Genomic DNA, 20,064 nt, shown 5'->3' on the forward strand with positions numbered 1-20,064 from the left:
CCTCACGCGGGCTGCTCGGCGGCGCGCACCACCATACTGGCCGCGCCAGGACGTCACGGTGTGACGGATGGTGAATCCCGAACGGGCCATGGCTCGAAGTGGTACGTCACTTCCCAAGTCGGGCGGCGGACGCGGGTGGTTGCTGTGAAAGGCCAAGGGTGGCGCACATCACAGCCACGGCCATCCCTCCGAGGAGGAAGAGGTAGGAGCCGAGTCCCGCACCGAACAGAAAGTCACCCTCGGGACGGCTCGCGGTGAGCAGAATGACCGCGACGAGCCAGCCCGCCGCAGGCGCCAGGGCCCCGGCTCTACCACGGGTCAGCCGCGCCCCGCCGTGGAACAGCCCGGCCGCGCCGGCCAGCGCGAGCAGCAACCCGCCCGGGAACCAGCCCCCTTGGAGCAGTGCGCCGGCGAGGCCGACGAGCGCGCCGAGCACGGCCAGCGCGAGCAGCGCGGCGGTCCTGGCCGGGGTGAGCGCGAGGCTGAAGGGGAGGTCGGGCTGGTGCGCCGCGGACCTGCCGGTTCCGGCGCCGCCGGCGCTCTTGCCGCTGCTCATCACGCGCGTTCTCCCTCGATGCCCTCGAACAGGTCCTTCTCGTACGCCGATCCGGGCTCACCCCGCACCAACTCGTAGTACTCGACGTCGAACAGGGGCTGCGCCAGCCCGTTCGACAGGGCGAACACCCGGGAGTCGTCGAGCCCGTCGGCGACGTCGACCTGGGTGGCGTGCGCGGCCATCGCGGCGGCCTTCCGCTCGCTCCAGGGGCGTCCGCCGATCTCGGCGGTGACGCGGTCGTCGTCGACGACGCCCGGCACGTCGGCCACGACCGCGGCGACGGAGAAGGGCGTGCGGTCGAGCGTGTCCGCGAGTCCGCGGAACCGTTCCTCGACGATCGTGCGAGGCACACGATTCCAATAGATCTTGGAGATCGTGTGCGGATCTCCGAGGTCGCGCCGGAAGGCCGGTTCGGCGGCGAGATCGGCGGCGCGCATGGCGACGCGGTGCGCCTGGATGTGGTCGGGGTGGCCGTAGCCGCCGTCCGGGTCGTACGTGACGAGGACCTGTGGCCGGATCTCGCGGATCACGGCGACCAGGTGCGCCGCCGCCTCGTCGGGGTCGGCCGCCCAGAAGGCGCCGGGCCGCCCGTTCTGCTCGGCGCCCATCATCCCGGAGTCCCGGTACCGGCCGGGGCCGCCCAGGAAGCGGTGGTCGGTGACGCCCAGCTCCTTCATGGCGGCGGTCAGCTCGCCGATGCGGTGCGGGCCGAGCAGGTCCTCGCGATCCGGGGCGAGATGGGCAAGTTCGTCCGGAATGACCTCGCCCTCTTCGCCGAGCGTGCAGGTCACGAGCGTGACGTGCACGCCGTCGGCGGCGTACTTCGCCATCGTGGCGCCGTTGTTGATCGACTCGTCGTCGGGGTGCGCGTGCACGAGGAGCAGGCGCCGGCCGGGCAGTTCGGTCATACCCCCAGCCTAGAACCCCTGGCCCCGCGGGCTAGAACTTGATGTCGCCGATCATGCCCGCCACGTTCGTCGTGAGCTCCTTGATCGTGGGAGCCACGGACGAACTCGCCAGATAGAAGCCGAGCAGCACGCAGACGACCGCGTGCCCGGCCTTCAGTCCCGACTTCTTGATCAGGATGAAGACGATGATCGCGAACAGCACCACGGCCGAGATCGAGAGTGCCACAGCGGTCCTCCTCCAAAGTGATCCGGTCGCCGACGGATTCCTACCCACACAGCGCTACTGATCATAACTATCCGTCGTCGTGCATGAGTCACCGCGAGGGGGCACCGGGGGCGGCAGGGAGCGCGTGGGGGCGCATGGTCGACTTCCGCCCTAGGCTTCGGGGATGACCACCGAGAACGGAACCGACACCGGACCCGACACCGGGACCGCGACGTACTCCTTCCCCCGGCAGCACGCGCGCACGCAGCGCTTCACCTCGGGTGCGCCGCGCGCCTTCACGGTGGCGCCCGACGGGGAACGCGTCGTCTTCCTCCGCTCCGCCACCGGCACCGACCGGGCGAACGCGCTGTGGGTGCTGGACGTGACGAGCGGTCAGGAGCGGCTCGCCGCCGACCCGGTGACGCTGCTCGGCGGCACCTCGGAGCGGCTGTCGGCCGAGGAGCGGGCCCGGCGCGAGCGCAGCCGCGAGGGCGGCGCCGGCATCGTGGGCTACGCGACGGACGCGGCGGCCGAGTTGGCGGCGTTCGCCCTGTCGGGCCGGCTCTTCACGGCGGAGCTGCGCGCCGGCACCGCACGGGAACTCCCCGTGTCCGGACCGGTGTTGGACCCGCGCCCGGCCCCCGACGGGCGGCACATCGCGTACGTCGCGCAGGGCGCCCTGCGGGTGGTCGGCGCGGAGGGCGAGGACGACCGGGTGCTCGCCTCCCCGGAGTCGGAGACGGTGACGTACGGGCTCGCGGAGTTCATCGCGGCCGAGGAGATGTCCCGGTACCGCGGGTACTGGTGGTCGCCCGACTCGGACCGGCTCCTGGTGGCCCGGGCCGACGACGCGGACGTACGGCGCTGGTGGATCGCCGACCCGGCGCACCCGGACCGCGAGCCGGCGCGCAACGCCTATCCGGCGGCCGGCACGCCCAACGCCGAGGTGCGGCTGTTCGCGTACGGCCTCGACGGCACCCGCACGGAGATCAACTGGAACCGGACGGCCTACCCCTACCTGGCCCGCGTCCACTGGTCGTCGGACGGCGCCCCGCTGCTGCTCGTGCAGGCGCGCGACCAGCTCAGCGAGCTGTACCTGGCCGTGAACGTCGACGACGGCTCGACGCGGATGGTGCACGCCGACGAGGACGACCAGTGGCTGGAGCTGTTCCCCGGGGTGCCGTGCTGGTCGCCCAGCGGGCAGCTCGTGCGGATCGCCGACGAGGGCGGCGCGCGGGTCCTCGCGGTCGGCGAACGGCCGTTGACGGGGCCGCAGTTGCATGTGCGGGCGGTGCTCGACGTGGGCGCGAGCGATGTGCTGATCTCCGCCTCGGCAGGGGCCGGCGCCGAGGCCCCGGAGACCGGCGAGGTGCACGTCTACCGGGTCAACGAGCTCGGCGTGCAGCGCGTCTCGACCGGTCCCGGAGTGCACTCGGCGGTGCGCTCCGGCGACGTCACCGTCCTCGTCTCCGCCACGCTCGACTCGCCCGGCGCACGGGTGCGCGTCGAGCGCGCCGGCAAGCACGTCGCCGAGGTCGCCTCGCACGCCGAGCGCCCGCTGCTCTCCCCGCGCGTGACGCTGACCGAGGCGGACGGCATTCCGTGCGCCGTCCTGCTCCCCTCGTCGTACGCGGACGGGGACGGGCCGCTGCCGGTCCTGATGGACCCGTACGGCGGGCCGCACGGGCAGCGGGTGATGGCGGCCCACAACCCGTATCTGACCTCGCAGTGGTTCGCCGACCAGGGCTTCGCGGTGATCGTCGCGGACGGCCGTGGCACCCCGGGCATCTCGCCCGGCCGTGAGAAGTCGGTCCGCGGCGACTTCACGGTGACCCTGGACGACCAGGTCACGGCGGTACAGGCGCTGGCCGGACGGTTCCCGCTCGACCTGTCCAAGGTGGCGATGCGGGGCTGGAGCTACGGCGGCTACCTGTCCGCGCTGGCCGTGCTGCGCCGGCCCGACGTCTTCCACGCGGGGATCGCGGGCGCGCCGGTGACGGACTGGCGGCTGTACGACACGCACTACACGGAGCGGTACCTGGGCGACCCCGGCGCGTCCCCGCAGACGTACGCGGCGAGTTCGCTGGTGACGGACGACGGGCTCTCGCAGGCCGCGGACCGGCACCGGCCGCTGCTCATCGTGCACGGCCTCGCCGACGACAACGTGGTCGTCGCGCACGCGCTGCGGCTGAGCTCCGCCCTGCTGGCGGACGGGCGGCCCCACGAGGTGCTGCCGCTGTCCGGGGTGACCCACATGACGCCGCAGGAGCAGGTCGCGGAGAACCTGCTGCTGCTCCAGGTGGACTTCCTGAAGCGGTCGTTGGGCCTGGCCGGATGAACGACCGGGCCGGAGCGACATGGCGCGCTCCGGCCCGGTCCACGGCACCCGCACGGCCGTACGGTGTTCACCTTGGCGCGTCCGTATATCGGTACCGGGTCGGTCGAGTTGCCTGCTTGTAAAGGCCGCCACGACGCCCTCGGCCCTACTCGGACGGTACGACCTGCTTCTCCTCGGCGAAGTGGCACGCCGAGGGGTGCGCGGCCGGGCTGTCGCCGATGCGGAAGACCGCGGGGACGGCCAGCACCGGGACCTCCTGCTCGCAGCGCTCCTGCGCCTTCCAGCAGCGGGTGCGGAAGCGGCAGCCGGAGGGCGGGTTGGCGGGCGAGGGCACGTCCCCGGAGAGGATGATCCGCTCGCGGTGCTCGCGCGCCTGCGGGTCGGGCACGGGCACGGCCGACAGCAGCGCCTGCGTGTAGGGGTGCGTGGGGTGGTCGTAGATCTCGGCGTCCGAGCCGATCTCCACGATGCGGCCCAGGTACATCACGCCGACCCGGTCGGAGATGTGCCGCACGATCGACAGGTCGTGGGCGATGAAGACGTAGGACAGGCTGAACTCGTTCTGGAGCTTGTCCAGCAGGTTGATCACCTGTGCCTGCACCGACACGTCGAGCGCGGAGACCGGCTCGTCGGCGACGATGATCTCGGGGCGCAGCGCCAGCCCGCGGGCGATGCCGATGCGCTGGCGCTGGCCGCCGGAGAACTGGTGCGGGTAGCGGTTGATGTACTCGGGGTTGAGACCGACCACGTCGAGCAGGTCCTGGACCTTCTTGCGGCGGTCGCCCTTCGGCGCGACCTCGGGGTGGATCTCGTACGGCTCCCCGATGATGTCGCCCACCGTCATCCGGGGGTTGAGCGAGGTGTACGGGTCCTGGAACACCATCTGGATGTTGCGGCGCACCGCCTTCAGCGCGCGTCCGGACAGCTTGGTGATGTCCTCGCCCTTGTACTTGATCCGGCCCGCCGTCGGGCGCTCCAGGTTCACCAGCATCTTGGCGACGGTGGACTTGCCGCAGCCGGACTCCCCCACGATGCCGAGCGTCTCGCCCTGCCCCAGCGTGAAGTCGACGCCGTCGACGGCCTTGACCGCGCCGACCTGCTTCTTGATGAGGATGCCCTGGGTGAGGGGGTAGTGCTTGACCAGCCCCTCGACCTCCAGCAGGGGTTCGTGACCGGACTCCGAGCCGTTCTTCGCGTACGACGACTCGGCCTGCGCCTTGTGGAGGAGGTGCTCGGCGATCTCGCCCTCGCGCCTGAGGTCGTCCTTGCTGACGTGCTCACCGTGTGGCATCGAGCGTCTCCTTCCAGAAGTGGCAGGCGCTGCGGCGCTCGGGCGTGACCTCGGCGAGCGGCGGGACGTCCGTACGGCAGACGTCCTGGGCCATCGGGCAGCGCGGGTTGAAGGCGCAGCCGGGCGGGATGTTCATGAGGTTCGGCGGCAGGCCCTTGATGGCGAACAGCTCCTGCCCCTTCTGGTCCAGGCGCGGGATCGACTCCAGCAGCCCCTTGGTGTACGGGTGGGCGGGCGCCTTGTAGATCTCGTGGACCGGGGCCTGCTCGACGATGCGGCCCGCGTACATCACGGCGATCTTGTCGGCGACGTCGGCGACGACGCCCAGGTCGTGCGTGATGAGGATGAGCCCCATGTTGAGCTCGCGCTGCAGCTCGGCCAGCAGATCCATGACCTGGGCCTGCACGGTCACGTCGAGGGCCGTGGTCGGCTCGTCCGCGATGATCAGGTCGGGCTCCAGGGCGAGCGCCATGGCGATCATGATGCGCTGGCGCATACCGCCGGAGAACTGGTGCGGGTACTGGGCGACCCGCTCCTTCGCCGCCGGGATGCGCACCCGGTCCATCAGCTCGACGGCCTTGGCCTTGGCGTCCTTGCGGGACATGCCCTTGTGGACGGTGAACAGCTCGCCGATCTGCTCGCCCACCGAGAGCACGGGGTTGAGGGAGCTGAGCGCGTCCTGGAAGATCATCGCCATCTCGGCGCCGCGGACCTTCCTGCGCTCCTCCTCCTTCAGCTTGAGCAGGTCCCGGCCCTTGAAGAGGATCTCGCCGCCGGCGATCCGCCCGGGCGGGATGTCGAGGATGCCCATGATCGCCTGCGCGGTGACCGACTTGCCGGAGCCGGACTCGCCGAGCACGGCGAGCGTCTCGCCCTCGTCGACGGTGTAGTTGACGCCGTTGACGGCCTTGGCGACACCGTCCCGGGTGCGGAACTCGACGTGCAGATCGCGTACTTCGAGCAACGGCATGGGCGCTACCTCAGCTTCGGGTCGAGGGCGTCGCGCACCGCGTCGCCGAGCATGATGAACGCGAGCACCGTGATGGCGAGGGCGCCGGCCGGCCACAGCAGCATGTGCGGGGCGTTGCGGATGCCCTGGGAGGCCGCCGAGATGTCGATGCCCCAGCTGACCGCGGGCGGCTTCAGGCCGACACCGAGGTACGAGAGGGTCGCCTCCAGCGCGATGTACGTACCGAGGGCGATGGTCGCGACGACGATGACCGGCGCGATCGCGTTCGGCGTGATGTGCCGCAGCAGCATCCGGGAGTTGGAGGCGCCGAGGGCCCGCGCCGCCTGCACGTAGTCGTTCTGCTTGGCCGTGATGACCGAGCCGCGCGCGATGCGGGAGATCTGCGGCCAGCCGAGCAGCACCATGAAGCCGATCACCGGCCAGACGGTGTTGCTGGTGACCACCGACAGCAGGACCAGACCGCCGAGGACGACGGGGATCGCGAAGAAGATGTCGGTGATGCGGGACAGGAGCGAGTCCCAGAACCCGCCGAAGAACCCGGCGAGGCCGCCGAGGACCGAGCCGAGGATCGCGACGCCGATCGTGGCGCAGACACCGACGGTGATGGAGTTGCGGGCGCCGTACACGGTGCGCGTGTAGACGTCGCAGCCCTGGCCGTCGAAGCCGAAGGGGTGGCCCGGCTCGGATCCCTGCTGACGCTTGGACAGGTCGCAGGAGAGCGGGTTGCCGGACGCGATCAGCTGCGGCCAGATCGAGATGATCACCAGGAACAGGATCACCAGGCCCGAGATGATGAAGATCGGGTTGCGGCGCAGGTCGCGCCAGGCGTCGGACCACAGGCTGCGCGGCTTGCCGGCGGGGCCGCCGCCGGTGGGGCCGCCCGGCTGGTTCTCCAGGGCCGCGCCCTCGCTGGTGGCCAGGTCCATCGCGCCGCCCATACCGGTCGCCGCGATGGCGCCGTCCTCGGGCGCGCGCCCGCCACCGGACCGGGAAGAGGGCTCTGGCGCTTGCGGTTCAGGCATAGCGGATCCTCGGGTCGAGTACGGCGTACAGGAGGTCGACGATCAGGTTCACCGCGAGGAAGACCAGCACGAGGATCGTCACGAAGCCGACCACGGTCTGGGTGTTCTGGCGCAGGATGCCCTGGTAGAGCTGGTAGCCGACGCCGTGGATGTTGAAGATGCGCTCGGTGACGATGGCGCCGCCCATCAGGGCGCCGACGTCGGCGCCGATGAAGGTGACGACGGGGATCAGCGAGTTGCGCAGCAGGTGCCGGGTGATGACGCGGCGCCGGGGCAGGCCCTTGGCGATGGCGGTGCGCACGTAGTCGGCGCGCTTGTTCTCCGCGATGGACGTCCGGGTCAGCCGGGTCACGTACGCGAGGGACACCGAGGCGAGGACCAGGCCGGGCACGATCAGTTCGCCGAAGTTCGCGTCCGTGGACACCGCCGGTTCGATCCAGTGCCACTTCACGCCGAGCAGCAGTTGCAGCAGCAGACCGGTGACGAACGTCGGGATGGAGATGACGACGAGGGTCAGCAGCAGCACGGTGGTGTCGATGGGCCGGCCGCGCTTGAGGCCGGTGATGACGCCGAGCGTGATGCCGACGACGATCTCGAAGAGGATCGCCACGATCGTCAGGCGGATGGTGACGGGGAACGCGGTCGACATCAGCTCGGTGACCTTCTGACCGTTGAACGCCGTGCCGAAGTCACCGGTGAAGACGTTCCCCATGTACGTCAGGTATTGCTGCCACACCGGCTTGTCGAGGCCGAACTCCTTCGACAGCTGCGCCTTGGTGGCAGGGTCGCAGGCCTTGTCGCCGCACAGCCCGGCGATGGGGTCGCCCATCACGTTGACCATGAGGAAGATCAGCAGCGTCGCGCCGATGAAGACCGGGATCATCTGCAGCAGGCGCCGGATCACATAACGTCCCATGAGGACTCCGGTTCCGGTTCCGTTTCCGCGGGCGGCGAGAGCGGCAGCCGGCCGGTGACCGGCGCGGACTGCCGCTCCCCTGGCGTCAGTTGACCTTGATCTCGTTGTAGACCGGCACGCTGAACGGGTTCAGCGCGACGTTCGAGACCTTGTCCGAGTAGCCGGCGCTGCCGTTCTGGTACCAGAGCGGGATGGCCGCCATGTTGTCCCGGACGACCTCCTGGGCCTGCTGGAACGTCTTCACCGCGGTGGCCTGGTCGGACTCGGCGTTGGCCTTGTCCACGAGGGAGTCGAACTCCTTGTTGGACCAGTGGCCGTCGTTGGACGAGGCGTTGGTGTAGTACAGCGGCTGCAGGAAGTTCTGGATGAGCGGGTAGTCCATCTGCCAGCCGGCGCGGAACGGGCCCGTCATCTTCTTGTCGGTGATCTTGTTGCGGAAGTCGGCGAAGGTGCCGGTGGGGCTGCCGACGCACGCCTTGTCGTTGCCGAGGGCGTTGTTGATGGAGTTGCAGACGGCGTCGACCCACTCCTTGTGGCTGCCGGTGTCGGCGTTGTAGCCGATCTGCACCTGGCCGCCGGGGATGCCGCCGCCCTCCTGGACCAGCTTCTTGGCCTCGGTCGGGTTGTAGTCGCAGAACTCACCGCACAGACCCTCCTTGTACCCGCCGTCCTTGCCGAGGACCGGCGAGGTCCAGTCGGTGGCCGGGGTACGGGTCTTCTCGAAGATCGTCTCGGTGATCTGCTTGCGGTTGATCGCCATCGACAGGCCCTTGCGGACCTTGTCGCTGTCCGCCTTGTTCCAGTCCGCGTCGTAGAACGGGAAGGCGAGCGTCTGGATGATGCCGGCGGGCGTGTTGATGTACCGGCCGTCGAGGTCGGTCTTCGCGTTCTTGAGCTGCGAGGCGGGCACGTCGTCGACGAGGTCGAGGTTGCCTGCCGTCAGGTCGGTGTAGGCCGTGTTGTTGTCGGTGTAGACCTTGAGGTCCACGCCGGAGTTCTGAGCCTTGTCGTCACCCGGGTAGTCGTCCCACTTGCGCAGGGACATCTGGGAGCCCTTTTGGTACGAGTCCACGGTGTACGGGCCGTTGCCGACGGGCTTGCTCACGTAGGCGTCGTGGTCGTCGAAGAACACCTTGGGCAGCGGCGCGAAGGCGGCGTAGCCGAGGGTGTCGGGCCAGGTGGAGAACTTCTGGTTCAGCTTGACCGTGAACGTGCGGTCGCCCGTGACCTTCAGCCCGGACAGGGTGTCGGCGCTCTGCTTCCCGGAGTCCGGGTGCACCTTGTCGTAGCCGTCGATCTGACCGAAGAAGTAGGCGTTCTTCTGGTTGTTCTTCAGGCTCGCGCCGTAGTTCCAGGCGTCCACGAAGGACTTGGCGGTGACCTTCTCGCCGTTGGAGAACGTCCAGCCGTCCTTGACCGTGATCGTGAAGTTCGTCTGGTCGGACGTCTCGATCTTCTCCGCCAGCATGTCCTTGGCGGCGCCCGTCTTCGGGTCGTACCGCTTCAGCCCGCGGAAGATCATGTCCAGGACCTTGCCGCCCTGCACCTCGTTGGTGTTCGCGGGCTCCAGCGGGTTCTGCGGGTCTCCCCAGGAGGACCGGACGATCCCGGAGCCGTCACCGCCGCCACCGCTGTCGCTGCCGCCACCACAGGCCGTCGCCGTCAGGGCTACGGCCACCGCACCAGCGGCCCACTTGGCGTGCGTGGCTCCACGCATGGAGTGCCTCCTCTAACCGATCACGTGACACGTACGCCTTAATATCGACCCAAGGCGGACATATCGCACTCCGGAGTCGCCCTTCCGGGAATCGCGTCGCGCAGCACGCGCCCCAGGCGCGATGATCACCCGATGGTCGATCACGCCTTCGCCGACGCCCGCCTCGCCGGTCTCTACGACTCCCTGAACCCGTGGGCCCCCTGCGACGACTTCTATCTGGACCTGGTGCGCGGGGCCGGATCCGTGCTCGACGTGGGCTGCGGGACGGGTGCGCTGCTGGCCCGGGCGCGCGAGCAGGGGCACCCGGGGCGGCTGTGCGGGCTCGACCCGGCGGCGGGCATGCTGAGCGTCGCGCGGCGCCGGCGGGCGGATGTGGAGTGGATCGACGGAACCCTGTCCTCGGCCCGCCCGGACGGCCTGTTCGACCTCGCCCTGATGAACGGCCACGCGTTCCAGGTCTGGGTGGACGACGCCGAGATCCGTACGTCGCTGGACGCGGTGCGGGAGCTGCTCGCACCCGGGGGACGGTTCGCGTTCGAGACGCGCCATCCGGCGGCGCGGGCCTGGGAGTCATGGGTGCCGGAGCGGGCCGTGGAGGTGGCCGGGGTCCGGATCGCGCACGAGGTCGTGGCCGGGTTCGACGGGCGCACCGTCACCTTCGACACGACGTTCAGCGGGGCGGGGTGGGGGGCGCCCGAGGTCAGTCGCAGCACCCTGCGGTTTCTCTCCGAGGGTCAGCTGGATGTCTTCCTGGAGGGGGCCGGGCTGGTGACGGAGGTCCGGTACGGCGACTGGGACCGCTCCCCGCTGACGGCTTCCAGCCCGGAGATCATCACCGTGTGCCGGGTTGCGGAGCGGCTGCCTCATCGATGAGATGCCGCACGCAGTGCGCATCTCAGGGGCGCGGGGAACGGCGCGAGAAGCCCCACCGGACCCCGCAGCCGAAACGACGGTGGCCCGGCCCGGTGGAGTCCACCGGGCCGGGCCACGTCACGTACAACCGACGGAGTCAGTCCTCTTCCAGGGCGACGAGCGCCGGGTCGAGCACGATGTCCTCGGCGCGGGCCTCGGTGGTCGGGTCCTCCGGGAAGTGGCAGGCGGTCAGATGCCCGGGCTTGCTGCCCGAGATCTGCACCAGCGGCGGCTCCTCCGTCGCGCACTTCTCCTGCGCCTTCCAGCACCGGGTACGGAACCGGCAGCCGGACGGCGGCGCGATCGGCGAGGGCACGTCGCCCTCGAGCCGGATCCGCTCCTTCTTCTCCGCGTCGATGTCCGCGTCCGGCACGGCCGACATCAGCGCGTGCGTGTACGGGTGACGGGGACGGTTGTAGAGCGAGTCACGGTCGGCGATCTCGACGATCTTGCCGAGGTACATGACCGCGACGCGCTGCGAGAAGTGCCGCACGATCGCCAGGTCGTGGGCGATGAAGACGAACGCGATGCCCATCTCCCGCTGCACCTTCTGCAGCAGGTTGACGACCTGGGCCTGGATCGACACGTCGAGCGCGGAGACCGGCTCGTCGGCGATGATCAGCTTCGGCTCCAGGGCCACCGCGCGGGCGACACCGATGCGCTGGCGCTGGCCGCCGGAGAACTCGTGCGGGAAGCGGTTGTAGTGCTCCGGGTTGAGGCCGACGATCTCCAGGAGCTCGCGGACCCGCTTCTCACGGCCGCCGGGCGGGTTGATCCCGTTGATCTCCATCGGGCCGGAGATGATCGTGCCGACCGTCTGCCGCGGGTTCAGCGACGCGTACGGGTCCTGGAAGATCATCTGGATCTCGGACCTGATGGGCGCCAGCTGCTTGCGGCTGGCGTGGCTGATGTCCTGGCCGTTGTACGTGACGGTGCCCGCGGTGGGCTCGTACAGACGGGTCAGCAGCCGGCCGGTGGTCGACTTGCCGCAGCCGGACTCGCCGACCAGGCCGAGGGACTCGCCCGGGTAGACCTCGAAGTCGACGCCGTCGACGGCCTTGACCGCGCCGACGGTGCGCCGGATCGGGAAGCCGCCCTTGATCGGGAAGTGCTTCTGCAGGCCCTCGACCTTCAGCAGCGGTGCGGCGTCGCCGTCCCGCTGTTCGGGGATCGCGTCGGCGACCGCCGTGGTGGTGGTGTTGTTCTCGCTCATGGTTCTGCCCCAGTCGCCGGTCTCAGCTCAGCCCAGCCGGGGCTGAATCGTCTCGATGAACACCTGCTGCTTCTGTTCCGCCGCCAGGTGGCAGGCGGAGCCCCGCCCGACCGGGAGCAGCGGACGCTCGCCCGAGCAGCGGCCGTCGGACACCTTGTCGGTGAAGGCGCAGCGCGGGTGGAACGGGCAGCCCGTGGGCGGGTTGAGCAGCGAGGGCGGCGAGCCGGGGATCGGCAGCAGCGGCTCGTCGACGTCCGACGACAGGCGCGGCATCGAGCTCAGCAGGCCCCAGGTGTAAGGGTGTTCGGGCGTCTTGAGCACCTGGCGGGTGGTGCCGCGCTCCACGGCCCGGCCCGCGTACATCACGAGGATGTCGTCGGCCATGTTCGCGACGACACCCAGGTCGTGGGTGATCATGATGATCGCGGAGCCGAACTCCTGCTGCAGGTCCTTGAGCAGGTCGAGGATCTGCGCCTGCACCGTCACGTCGAGCGCCGTGGTCGGCTCGTCCGCGATCAGCAGCTCCGGGTTGCAGGCCAGCGACATGGCGATCATGGCGCGCTGGCGCATACCGCCGGAGAACTGGTGCGGGTAGTCGTCGACGCGCTGCTTGGGGTGCGGGATACCGACCTTGCCCAGCATCTCGATGGCCCGGTCCCGGGCCTCCTTCTTGCTGGCGCCGGTGTGCTTGCGGTACGGCTCGGCGATCTGCCGGCCGACCGTGTAGTACGGCGAGAGCGCGGTCAGCGAGTCCTGGAAGATCATCGCCATCTTGTTGCCGCGGAGCTTCTCCAGCTCGGGCTCGGAGGCGGTGAGCAGTTCCTGGCCGTCGAGGATGATCTCGCCGTCGATGGTGGTGGACATGGGGTTGTGCAGGCCGAGCACGGTCAGGTTGGTGACCGACTTGCCGGAGCCCGACTCGCCGACGATACCGAGCGTCTTGCCGCGCTCGAGGTCGAAGGAGAGGCCGTCCACCGCCTTGACGGCGCCGTCCTCGGTGGAGAACTGCACCCGCAGGTCGCGTACCGAGAGGAACGCCTCGGAACCGGTCGGGGCCGGGGCGTCCTCGGTCTTGGTGAGTGTGGTCACGGGGGTTCTCCTAGGACAGGCGCACGCGCGGGTCGATCACGGCGTACATGGCGTCCACGACGACATTGCAGATGATGATGAAGGCGGCACTGATGATCATGACGCCCATGAGGACCGGCAGGTCCTTCAGGATGACCGAGTCACGGGCGAGGCGGCCGAACCCGGCCAGGCCGAAGGTGAGTTCGGTGACCATGCCGCCACTGAGCAGGGCGCCGATGTCCATGCCCAGGATGGTGACGATCGGGATGATCGAGCCGCGCCAGGCGTACCGGAAGAAGACGTACCGGCTGCTCATGCCCTTGGCCTTGGCCGCTCTCACGTGTTCTTCCTGCAGCTGCTCGATCATCGAGGAGCGGGACAGACGCGTGTAGTTGGCCGTGAAGATCGTCGCCATGACGAGCCACGGGATCAGCAGGCCCATGAACCAGCCGGCCGGATCCTCGGTGATCGGGACGTACTTGGGCTTGTCCAGCCAGCCTGTGCTGTAGACGAAGATGCCGAGCACGATCGGGCCGAGGAAGTAGATCTGGAACGAGCTGAGCACCAGCGAGCCGCCGCTGAAGGTCTTGTCCAGCCAGGTGCCGCGGAAGCGGGCGGCCATCATGCCGGCGCCGAGACCCACGATCAGGAAGACGATCAGGCCACCGAAGGTGAGCGAGAGGGTCAGCGGGAGGCGGTCCATGATGGTGTCCCACACCATCTGGTTGTTGCGGAACGAGACGCCGAAGCACGGCGCGTCGCAGTGTCCCACCGCGAAGTCACGTCCGACGAAGATGCCGGAGAGGTAGTGCCAGTACTGCACCGGCACCGGGTCGTCGAGCCCGAGGTTCTTGTGGATGATGTCGAGCGCGGCCGGGGTGCAGTTCTTGCCGCACGCGAGCATCGCCGGGTCCTGTGGGATGGCGAAGTACATGAAGAACGTGAAGGCGCTGATCAGCAGAAGGATGAGTGCTGCGCCAGACGCCCGGCGTATGAGAAATCGAAGCATCGCTAAAAGCTGCTCTCAGGACGGCGGCGGTGGGAGGCCAGGAGGGGGATCCGGCGGCCCGGGGGTGAGGGCTCCGCCGCGCCCTCACCCCCGGTGACTGCCTTGTACTGCTTACTTCTTGAGGTAGATCGTGGTCGGGTCGGTGTAGCTGACCACCTGGCCGTAGCGCAGGCCACCCACGTTGGAGCCGGCGATCTGGAACACCTTGGTGTAGTAGATCGGGGCAGCCGGGTTGATCTTCTCGGAGATGTACTTCGAGAGCTTCGCGTACTCAGAGGCGCGCTCGTCGGCGTCCGCGATCTTCTGGATGCGGGCGAGCTCCGAGTTCACGTGCTTGTCGTTCGTGTGCGAGTAGTTGGACGCGCCGTCCTGGATCTGCGCACCGTCGAAGGAGGGCGGGAAGACGGTGTTGCCGTCGGCCCAGTCCTGACCCCAACCGGTCATGTACAGGTCCATGCCGTTCTTGACCTTGCCCATCTGCTCGTACCAGGTGGCCTGGTCGACTTCCTTCTTCTGGATGTCGAGCCCGATCTTGTCCAGCTGGTTGATGATCAGGTTGGCCTGGGTGGTACGGACCGGCGTGTTGGCGTACGCGTAGACGAGCTTCTTGCCCTCGGCGCCCGCCTCCTTGATGAGCTTCTTCGCCGCGGCGATGTCACCGTTGGGCTTCTTGGTGCGGTTGAACGGGTCGTACGTCTTGTCGTAGCCCGGGGTGGTGGGCGACATCAGCGACGTGGCCGCGTCACCGCCGTAGGCACCACCGTCGGCGCGGGCGGCCGAGGTGGCCGGGATCGCGAGGGCGATGGCGTCACGGATCCGCTTGTCCTTGATGCGGTCCATGTTGAAGTTCAGCTGCCACACGTACGGGGCGTAGCCCTGGATCGTGCGCTTCATCACGGCCTTGTCGGACGTGATCTTCTGCAGCTGGGTGGCGTCGATCTGGCCGGTGAACATGATGGCGTTCTTGGCGGCGCCGCGGTCGGCCAGGATCGTCTTCGTCTGGTCGGCCTTGTCGTGGTTGAACTCGATGTTCCAGCCGTCGACGTAGGCGTGACGCAGCGGGTCCGTCTTCTCGTCCCAGTTGTCGTTGCGGACCAGGGAGAGCGACTTGCCCGACTTGTAGGAGGCGACCTTGTACGGACCGGTGGCGACGGGGGCCTGGTCGTACTTCTGCTTGGTGTCCGTCTTCTCGGGCACGACGGAGTAGGCGGCCATGGCGAGCGCCTGCGGCACGTCGGTGTGCGCCTCGAGGAAGTGGAACGTGATGGTCTTGTCGTCCGGCGTGGACAGGACCGAGTCGGGCAGGTGCTTGCCCTTGTACGGGCCCTTGTAGGCCTCGCGGTACTTGGTGCCCGCGCCCGACAGCCACTGCTGGATGTAGGTCGGGCCGTCCGTCAGGAACGGGTCGTAGAGCCGCTCGATGGAGTGACGGATGTCGGCCGACGTGATGACGTGGCCGTTCTGGTCCTTGATCCCGTCCTTCAGGGTGAAGGTCCAGGTCTTGCCGCCGTCCGTCATCTTGCCCGGGTCGGTGGCGAGGTCGCCGACGACGGTCTGGTTGCCCTTGTCGTCCTCGGTGTACGTGGTCAGACCACGGTAGAGGAGCTTGGAGAGCATGCCGGCGTCGGAGACGTAGATCTGGCCCGGGTCCAGGTGCGAGAAGTCCGCCTCCTGGTAGACCTGGACGGTCCCGCCCTTCTTGGCGCCGGCGACCGGCTTGGCGGGGCCGACCGAGTCCTGGGCGGTGCCCATGGCGACGGGCTTGGCCTGGGCCTTGGCGTCCTCCTGGGACTTGCCCGCGGGCTTGTTGCTGCTCTTGCTGCCGCTGCTGCAGCCGGTGAGCGCGAGGGCCCCGGCGGTCACTGCGATGACCGTTGCCTGCGCCGTGCGCGATCGAAGGATGCTCATGGAGTCGAGTCCACCTGCCTGTGAGTAGTGATCCTTTGGTGCTGCCTGGCGCATCCGGATGGTCGTCCCGGCGCCCGGGTGGCAGCGGCCCCCTGGGTGACGCTGGATCAGCGCCCGGTCTTGGGATCGAAGGCGTCCCGGACCGAGTCACCCAGGAGGTTGAACGCCACGACGAAGACGACCATGGCGACACCCGGGAAGAACATGTAGGTCGGGTCCTGCTCGTAGATGTTCGCGGCCGTGGCGAACATCAACCCCCAGTCGGGAGTGGGGTCTTGATAGCCCACACCGACGAAGGAGAGGAAGGCGACCGAGAGGATGGTGCTGGGGAGCATGTACGTGCCCTGCACGATGATCGGCGTGACCAGGTTGGGCAGCAGCTCCTTGCGGATGATCCGCCAGGGAGAGGCGCCCGCGACCTTCGCCGCCTCCACGAACTCGCGCTCGCGCAGGGACAGGGTGACGGCGCGGATCAGACGCGCCAGGCTCATCCAGGTCAGCAGCCACATCACGCCGGTGATGGCGAGGAAGCGGACGTAGGTCGGCGTCTCCTCGTCGGGCGCCACGAAGACCGTGACGATGACGGGCATGACCGCGACCATGAACAGCTGGTTGGGCAGCGCGAGCATGAAGTCGATCAGCCGGCCGAGCCAGTAGTCGATCTTGCCGCCGAAGTAGCCCGCGGTCAGACCGATGATGATGCCGATGAGCACCATGCCGATGGTCGCGAGCAGGGCGGTGAAGAGCGACGTCCTGATGCCGTACAGCAGGTACGCGAACACGTCGCGCCCGTAGTTCGGGTCGATGCCGAACCAGTGCTCGGGCGACATACCGCCGTTGGGCCCGGCCGGCAGGTTGAACTCGTTGAGCAGCGTGGGGTCGTCCTGGCCGTAGAAGGTGTACGGGTCCTTGCCGTACAGCTTCGTGATGACCGGCGCCAGGGCGGCTATCAGGAAGAAGAAGAGGACGATGCAGGCGGACGTGATGCCCGTCTTGTCCCGCTTGAAGCGGCGCCACATCAACTGGCCGGGGCTGCGCCCTTCCAGCTTCTTGGGCTCCTGGGCGTCACCCTGCGGCGCGCTCTCTTTGTCCAAGGCGGAAGAGGTCTCGGCGCCCTCAATCTCGATTGGACTCGTCATGATTCGTCCATTTCACAGGTGTTGGAGGTCGTCGGCCGGGTATCCGGAGATTCGGCGACCTTCGCACGGCGTACGTCATTCGAAGCGCGCGACGGGAACAACGACTGGGGTGAACCCACCCCTGGGGAACCCTGATCCGCGGCCGGCCTCGGGCCGGTCGACGGACCGGGTCGTCAAGAGCCTTCGCGACGCTGGATCGTTACCTCGCCCGCGGCGACGGGACTGAACGTGCCCGCGGGACCTACACCTGTCATCGGGGACGACGCGACCCATATGGCGCTTGTGGCACCTCGCATGGGTTCCTCCTCATGAGTCCACTTTGTTCACTACAAGTGGAGGCACATGTCACCCGGCCGACACCCCTGACGGCGAGGGTTCGAGTGCCTCAGTGTGCTCGCGAGTCGACGCTCCCCACAGCGCGTGACCCATTGACCCGAGCTCTACGCCGTCAACTATTAGCCACTCTGCCTTCGTCGACCACACTCTTTTGGTCTCGGTTCGATCACACCTGATGCGTACATCTCCCAAAATCCGGACAAACAGATCCGAGATAGAGGGACACGAAACGGACGTGTTACATATCTATCGACCATTCATGCCCGGATACCGGACACAAGGGTGGACTTAATCACTTGCGCGCGGGCGGTATTTGACCCTTTGTTGGGCGAGACCTGACGGTCACTCTGTAACCCGCGTAGACCCCGCGCGGACAAGGGGCAGGTTAGCGCCAACGCCGAGGGCCCGGCACCCCCTTCGGGGTACCGGGCCCTGCACCATCGACCAGCGGCGTGTCAGCCGTGCTTGGCGCGCGAGGCGCTGCGGCCGCGCTCCTTCTGGTCCAGGACGACCTTGCGGATGCGGACGGCCTCCGGGGTCACCTCGACGCACTCGTCGTCGCGGCAGAACTCCAGGGACTGCTCCAGGGAGAGCTTGCGCGGCGGGACGATCGCCTCGAACGAGTCGGCCGACGAGGACCGCATGTTCGTGAGCTTCTTCTCCTTGGTGATGTTCACGTCCATGTCGTCGGCGCGCGAGTTCTCGCCGACGATCATGCCCTCGTACACCTCGGTGCCGGGGTCGGTGAACAGCACGCCGCGCTCCTGGAGGTTCGTCATCGCGAAGGCGGTGACGGCACCGGCGCGGTCGGCGACCAGCGAGCCGTTGTTCCGGGTCGTCAGCGTGCCGAACCAGGGCTCGTGGCCCTCGTGGATGGAGTGGGCGATGCCCGTACCGCGGGTGTTCGTCAGGAACTCCGTGCGGAAGCCGATGAGGCCGCGGGACGGGACGACGAACTCCATGCGGACCCAGCCGGAGCCGTGGTTCGACATGTTGTCCATGCGGCCCTTGCGGACGCCCATGAGCTGCGTGACGGCGCCCATGTGCTCCTCGGGCACGTCGACCGTGAGGCGCTCGACCGGCTCGTGCGTCTTGCCGTCGACCTCGCGGGTGACGACCTGCGGCTTGCCGATGGTCAGCTCGAAGCCCTCGCGGCGCATCTGCTCGACCAGGATGGCGAGCGCGAGCTCACCGCGGCCCTGGACCTCCCAGGCGTCGGGACGCTCGGTGTCGAGGACGCGCAGCGAGACGTTACCGATCAGCTCGCGGTCCAGGCGGTCCTTGACCTGGCGGGCGGTGACCTTGCGGTCCTTGACCGCCGACTTGGCCTGGGCGCCCTTGCCGGTGCCGCCGCGGCCGACCAGCGGCGAGGTGTTCGTGCCGATGACCATGGAGATGGCCGGCTCGTCGACCGTGATCAGCGGCAGGGCGACCGGGTTCTCCGGGTCGGCCAGCGTCTCGCCGATCATGATGTCGGGGATACCCGCGACGGCGCAGATGTCGCCGGGGCCGGCGACCTCGGCGGGCTTGCGGGTGAGGGCCTCGGTCATCATCAGCTCGGTGATGCGGACGTTCGAGATCGTCCCGTCACGCTTGATCCACGCGACCGTCTGGCCCTTGCGCAGCTCGCCCTGCTCGACGCGCAGCAGCGCGATACGGCCGAGGAAGTTGTCGGCGTCCAGGTTCGTGACGTGCGCCTGGAGGGGGGCCTCCTCGTCGTACGTCGGGGCCGGGACGTGCTCCAGGATCGTGGAGAAGAACGGCTCCAGGTTGGTGGAGTCCGCCGGGACCGTGCCGTCGTCCGGCTTGGTCAGCGACGCGATGCCGTCACGGCCGCACGCGTAGACGATCGGGAACTCGATCTGGTCCTCGTCGGCGTCCAGGTCGAGGAAGAGGTCGTACGTCTCGTTGACGACCTCGTCGATGCGCGAGTCGGGGCGGTCCGTCTTGTTGATGCACAGGATGACGGGGAGGCGCTGCTGGAGCGCCTTGCGCAGCACGAAGCGGGTCTGCGGGAGCGGGCCCTCGGACGCGTCCACGAGCAGGACCACCGCGTCGACCATCGACAGACCGCGCTCGACCTCGCCACCGAAGTCGGCGTGGCCCGGGGTGTCGATGATGTTGATCGTGATGACGTCGCCGCCATCCTTCGGGTGGTACTTCACCGCCGTGTTCTTGGCCAGGATCGTGATGCCCTTCTCACGCTCCAGGTCATTCGAGTCCATCATGCGATCGTCGAGCGACTCGGCGGCGTGCGCGGCGAACGAGCCGGCCTGCTTGAGCATGGCGTCGACGATGGTCGTCTTGCCGTGGTCGACGTGAGCGACGATGGCGACGTTTCGGATGTCGTGGCGCGTGGCCATATTGCGGCGTACTCCCGGAGTGAGTGGACGGCTGCGCGTACATCAGTGATACGCGCGCCCTGCCGGGCTGGACACGCCACGGCCTCACCCCATGGTACGTGGCTTGACGGGTGGGGGCGCTGCCGGGCCCTGCGGGGAGGCCCGGAAGCAGTGATCGTCTCAAGAAAACTGCAGGTCAATGGGTACAACGAAC

General features: G+C 68.5%; 16 protein-coding genes. 2 read left to right on the plus strand and 14 right to left on the minus strand.

Annotated elements, in window-relative coordinates:
* Nucleotides 1–106 precede the first annotated feature (106 nt).
* The 3 genes from ACQUQD_RS14645 to ACQUQD_RS14655 are packed head-to-tail and all read right to left on the minus strand — an operon-like array spanning nt 107 to nt 1,690.
* The gene (locus ACQUQD_RS14645; protein WP_428952500.1) at nt 107–556 is read right to left on the minus strand and encodes a DUF6113 family protein; all 450 of its coding nucleotides are present in this window, start codon (nt 554–556) and stop codon (nt 107–109) included.
* A complete protein-coding gene (gene mshB / locus ACQUQD_RS14650; protein ID WP_428952501.1) occupies nt 556–1,464 on the minus strand; it encodes an N-acetyl-1-D-myo-inositol-2-amino-2-deoxy-alpha-D-glucopyranoside deacetylase in 909 nt (302 codons plus the stop codon). Before mshB ends, ACQUQD_RS14645 begins: the two co-directional genes overlap by 1 nt.
* Before the next feature lie 31 nt (nt 1,465–1,495).
* On the minus strand, nt 1,496–1,690 hold the full coding sequence (locus tag ACQUQD_RS14655) for a hypothetical protein (protein WP_428952502.1): 195 nt from the start codon (nt 1,688–1,690) through the stop codon (nt 1,496–1,498).
* Nucleotides 1,691–1,853: 163 nt separating this feature from the next.
* Between ACQUQD_RS14655 and ACQUQD_RS14660 the strand changes: the two genes are divergently transcribed.
* Complete coding sequence (locus tag ACQUQD_RS14660; RefSeq protein ID WP_428952503.1) at nt 1,854–4,007, plus strand: prolyl oligopeptidase family serine peptidase; 2,154 nt, start codon at nt 1,854–1,856, stop codon at nt 4,005–4,007.
* A gap of 145 nt (nt 4,008–4,152) precedes the next feature.
* Here ACQUQD_RS14660 and ACQUQD_RS14665 read toward each other — a convergent pair whose 3' ends face one another.
* From ACQUQD_RS14665 to ACQUQD_RS14685, 5 genes are all read right to left on the minus strand, one after another.
* Nucleotides 4,153–5,298 (minus strand): ABC transporter ATP-binding protein, encoded by a 1,146-nt coding sequence (locus ACQUQD_RS14665; RefSeq protein WP_428952504.1) that lies wholly within the window; start codon nt 5,296–5,298, stop codon nt 4,153–4,155.
* Nucleotides 5,285–6,268 carry an ABC transporter ATP-binding protein gene (locus ACQUQD_RS14670; RefSeq protein ID WP_428952505.1) on the minus strand — a complete coding sequence of 328 codons (984 nt, stop codon included), beginning with the start codon at nt 6,266–6,268 and terminating at the stop codon, nt 5,285–5,287. Before ACQUQD_RS14670 ends, ACQUQD_RS14665 begins: the two co-directional genes overlap by 14 nt.
* A 5-nt stretch (nt 6,269–6,273) precedes the next feature.
* Nucleotides 6,274–7,290 (minus strand): ABC transporter permease, encoded by a 1,017-nt coding sequence (locus ACQUQD_RS14675; protein WP_428952506.1) that lies wholly within the window; start codon nt 7,288–7,290, stop codon nt 6,274–6,276.
* Nucleotides 7,283–8,206 (minus strand): ABC transporter permease, encoded by a 924-nt coding sequence (locus ACQUQD_RS14680; protein ID WP_428952507.1) that lies wholly within the window; start codon nt 8,204–8,206, stop codon nt 7,283–7,285. The genes ACQUQD_RS14675 and ACQUQD_RS14680 overlap by 8 nt, the downstream gene beginning before the upstream one ends.
* A gap of 85 nt (nt 8,207–8,291) precedes the next feature.
* Nucleotides 8,292–9,923 (minus strand): peptide ABC transporter substrate-binding protein, encoded by a 1,632-nt coding sequence (locus ACQUQD_RS14685; RefSeq protein ID WP_428952508.1) that lies wholly within the window; start codon nt 9,921–9,923, stop codon nt 8,292–8,294.
* A 132-nt stretch (nt 9,924–10,055) separates the two neighbouring features.
* Here ACQUQD_RS14685 and ACQUQD_RS14690 point away from each other — a divergent pair, with 132 nt between their 5' ends.
* Nucleotides 10,056–10,796: a class I SAM-dependent methyltransferase gene (locus ACQUQD_RS14690; RefSeq protein WP_428952509.1), complete on the plus strand. Its 741-nt coding sequence runs from the start codon at nt 10,056–10,058 to the stop codon at nt 10,794–10,796.
* A 136-nt stretch (nt 10,797–10,932) separates the two neighbouring features.
* On the opposite strand, the gene ACQUQD_RS14695 is transcribed toward ACQUQD_RS14690, so the two are convergent.
* From ACQUQD_RS14695 to typA, 6 genes are all read right to left on the minus strand, one after another.
* Complete coding sequence (locus ACQUQD_RS14695) at nt 10,933–12,048, minus strand: ABC transporter ATP-binding protein (RefSeq protein ID WP_428952510.1); 1,116 nt, start codon at nt 12,046–12,048, stop codon at nt 10,933–10,935.
* 27 nt (nt 12,049–12,075) lie between these two features.
* Nucleotides 12,076–13,137 (minus strand): ABC transporter ATP-binding protein, encoded by a 1,062-nt coding sequence (locus tag ACQUQD_RS14700; protein ID WP_428952511.1) that lies wholly within the window; start codon nt 13,135–13,137, stop codon nt 12,076–12,078.
* Between the two features lie 10 nt (nt 13,138–13,147).
* Nucleotides 13,148–14,125, minus strand: a complete 978-nt coding sequence (locus ACQUQD_RS14705) for an ABC transporter permease (protein WP_428952512.1) — start codon at nt 14,123–14,125, stop codon at nt 13,148–13,150.
* A 111-nt stretch (nt 14,126–14,236) separates the two neighbouring features.
* Nucleotides 14,237–16,033, minus strand: a complete 1,797-nt coding sequence (locus ACQUQD_RS14710; protein ID WP_428952513.1) for an ABC transporter substrate-binding protein — start codon at nt 16,031–16,033, stop codon at nt 14,237–14,239.
* Nucleotides 16,034–16,140: 107 nt separating this feature from the next.
* A complete protein-coding gene (locus ACQUQD_RS14715) occupies nt 16,141–17,172 on the minus strand; it encodes an ABC transporter permease (protein ID WP_428952514.1) in 1,032 nt (343 codons plus the stop codon).
* 791 nt (nt 17,173–17,963) lie between these two features.
* Nucleotides 17,964–19,871 (minus strand): translational GTPase TypA, encoded by a 1,908-nt coding sequence (gene typA, locus ACQUQD_RS14720; RefSeq protein ID WP_428952515.1) that lies wholly within the window; start codon nt 19,869–19,871, stop codon nt 17,964–17,966.
* Between the last annotated feature and the right edge of the window lie 193 nt (nt 19,872–20,064).

The organism is Streptomyces sp. cg35 (assembly GCF_050410835.1).
GTDB lineage: Bacteria > Actinomycetota > Actinomycetes > Streptomycetales > Streptomycetaceae > Streptomyces.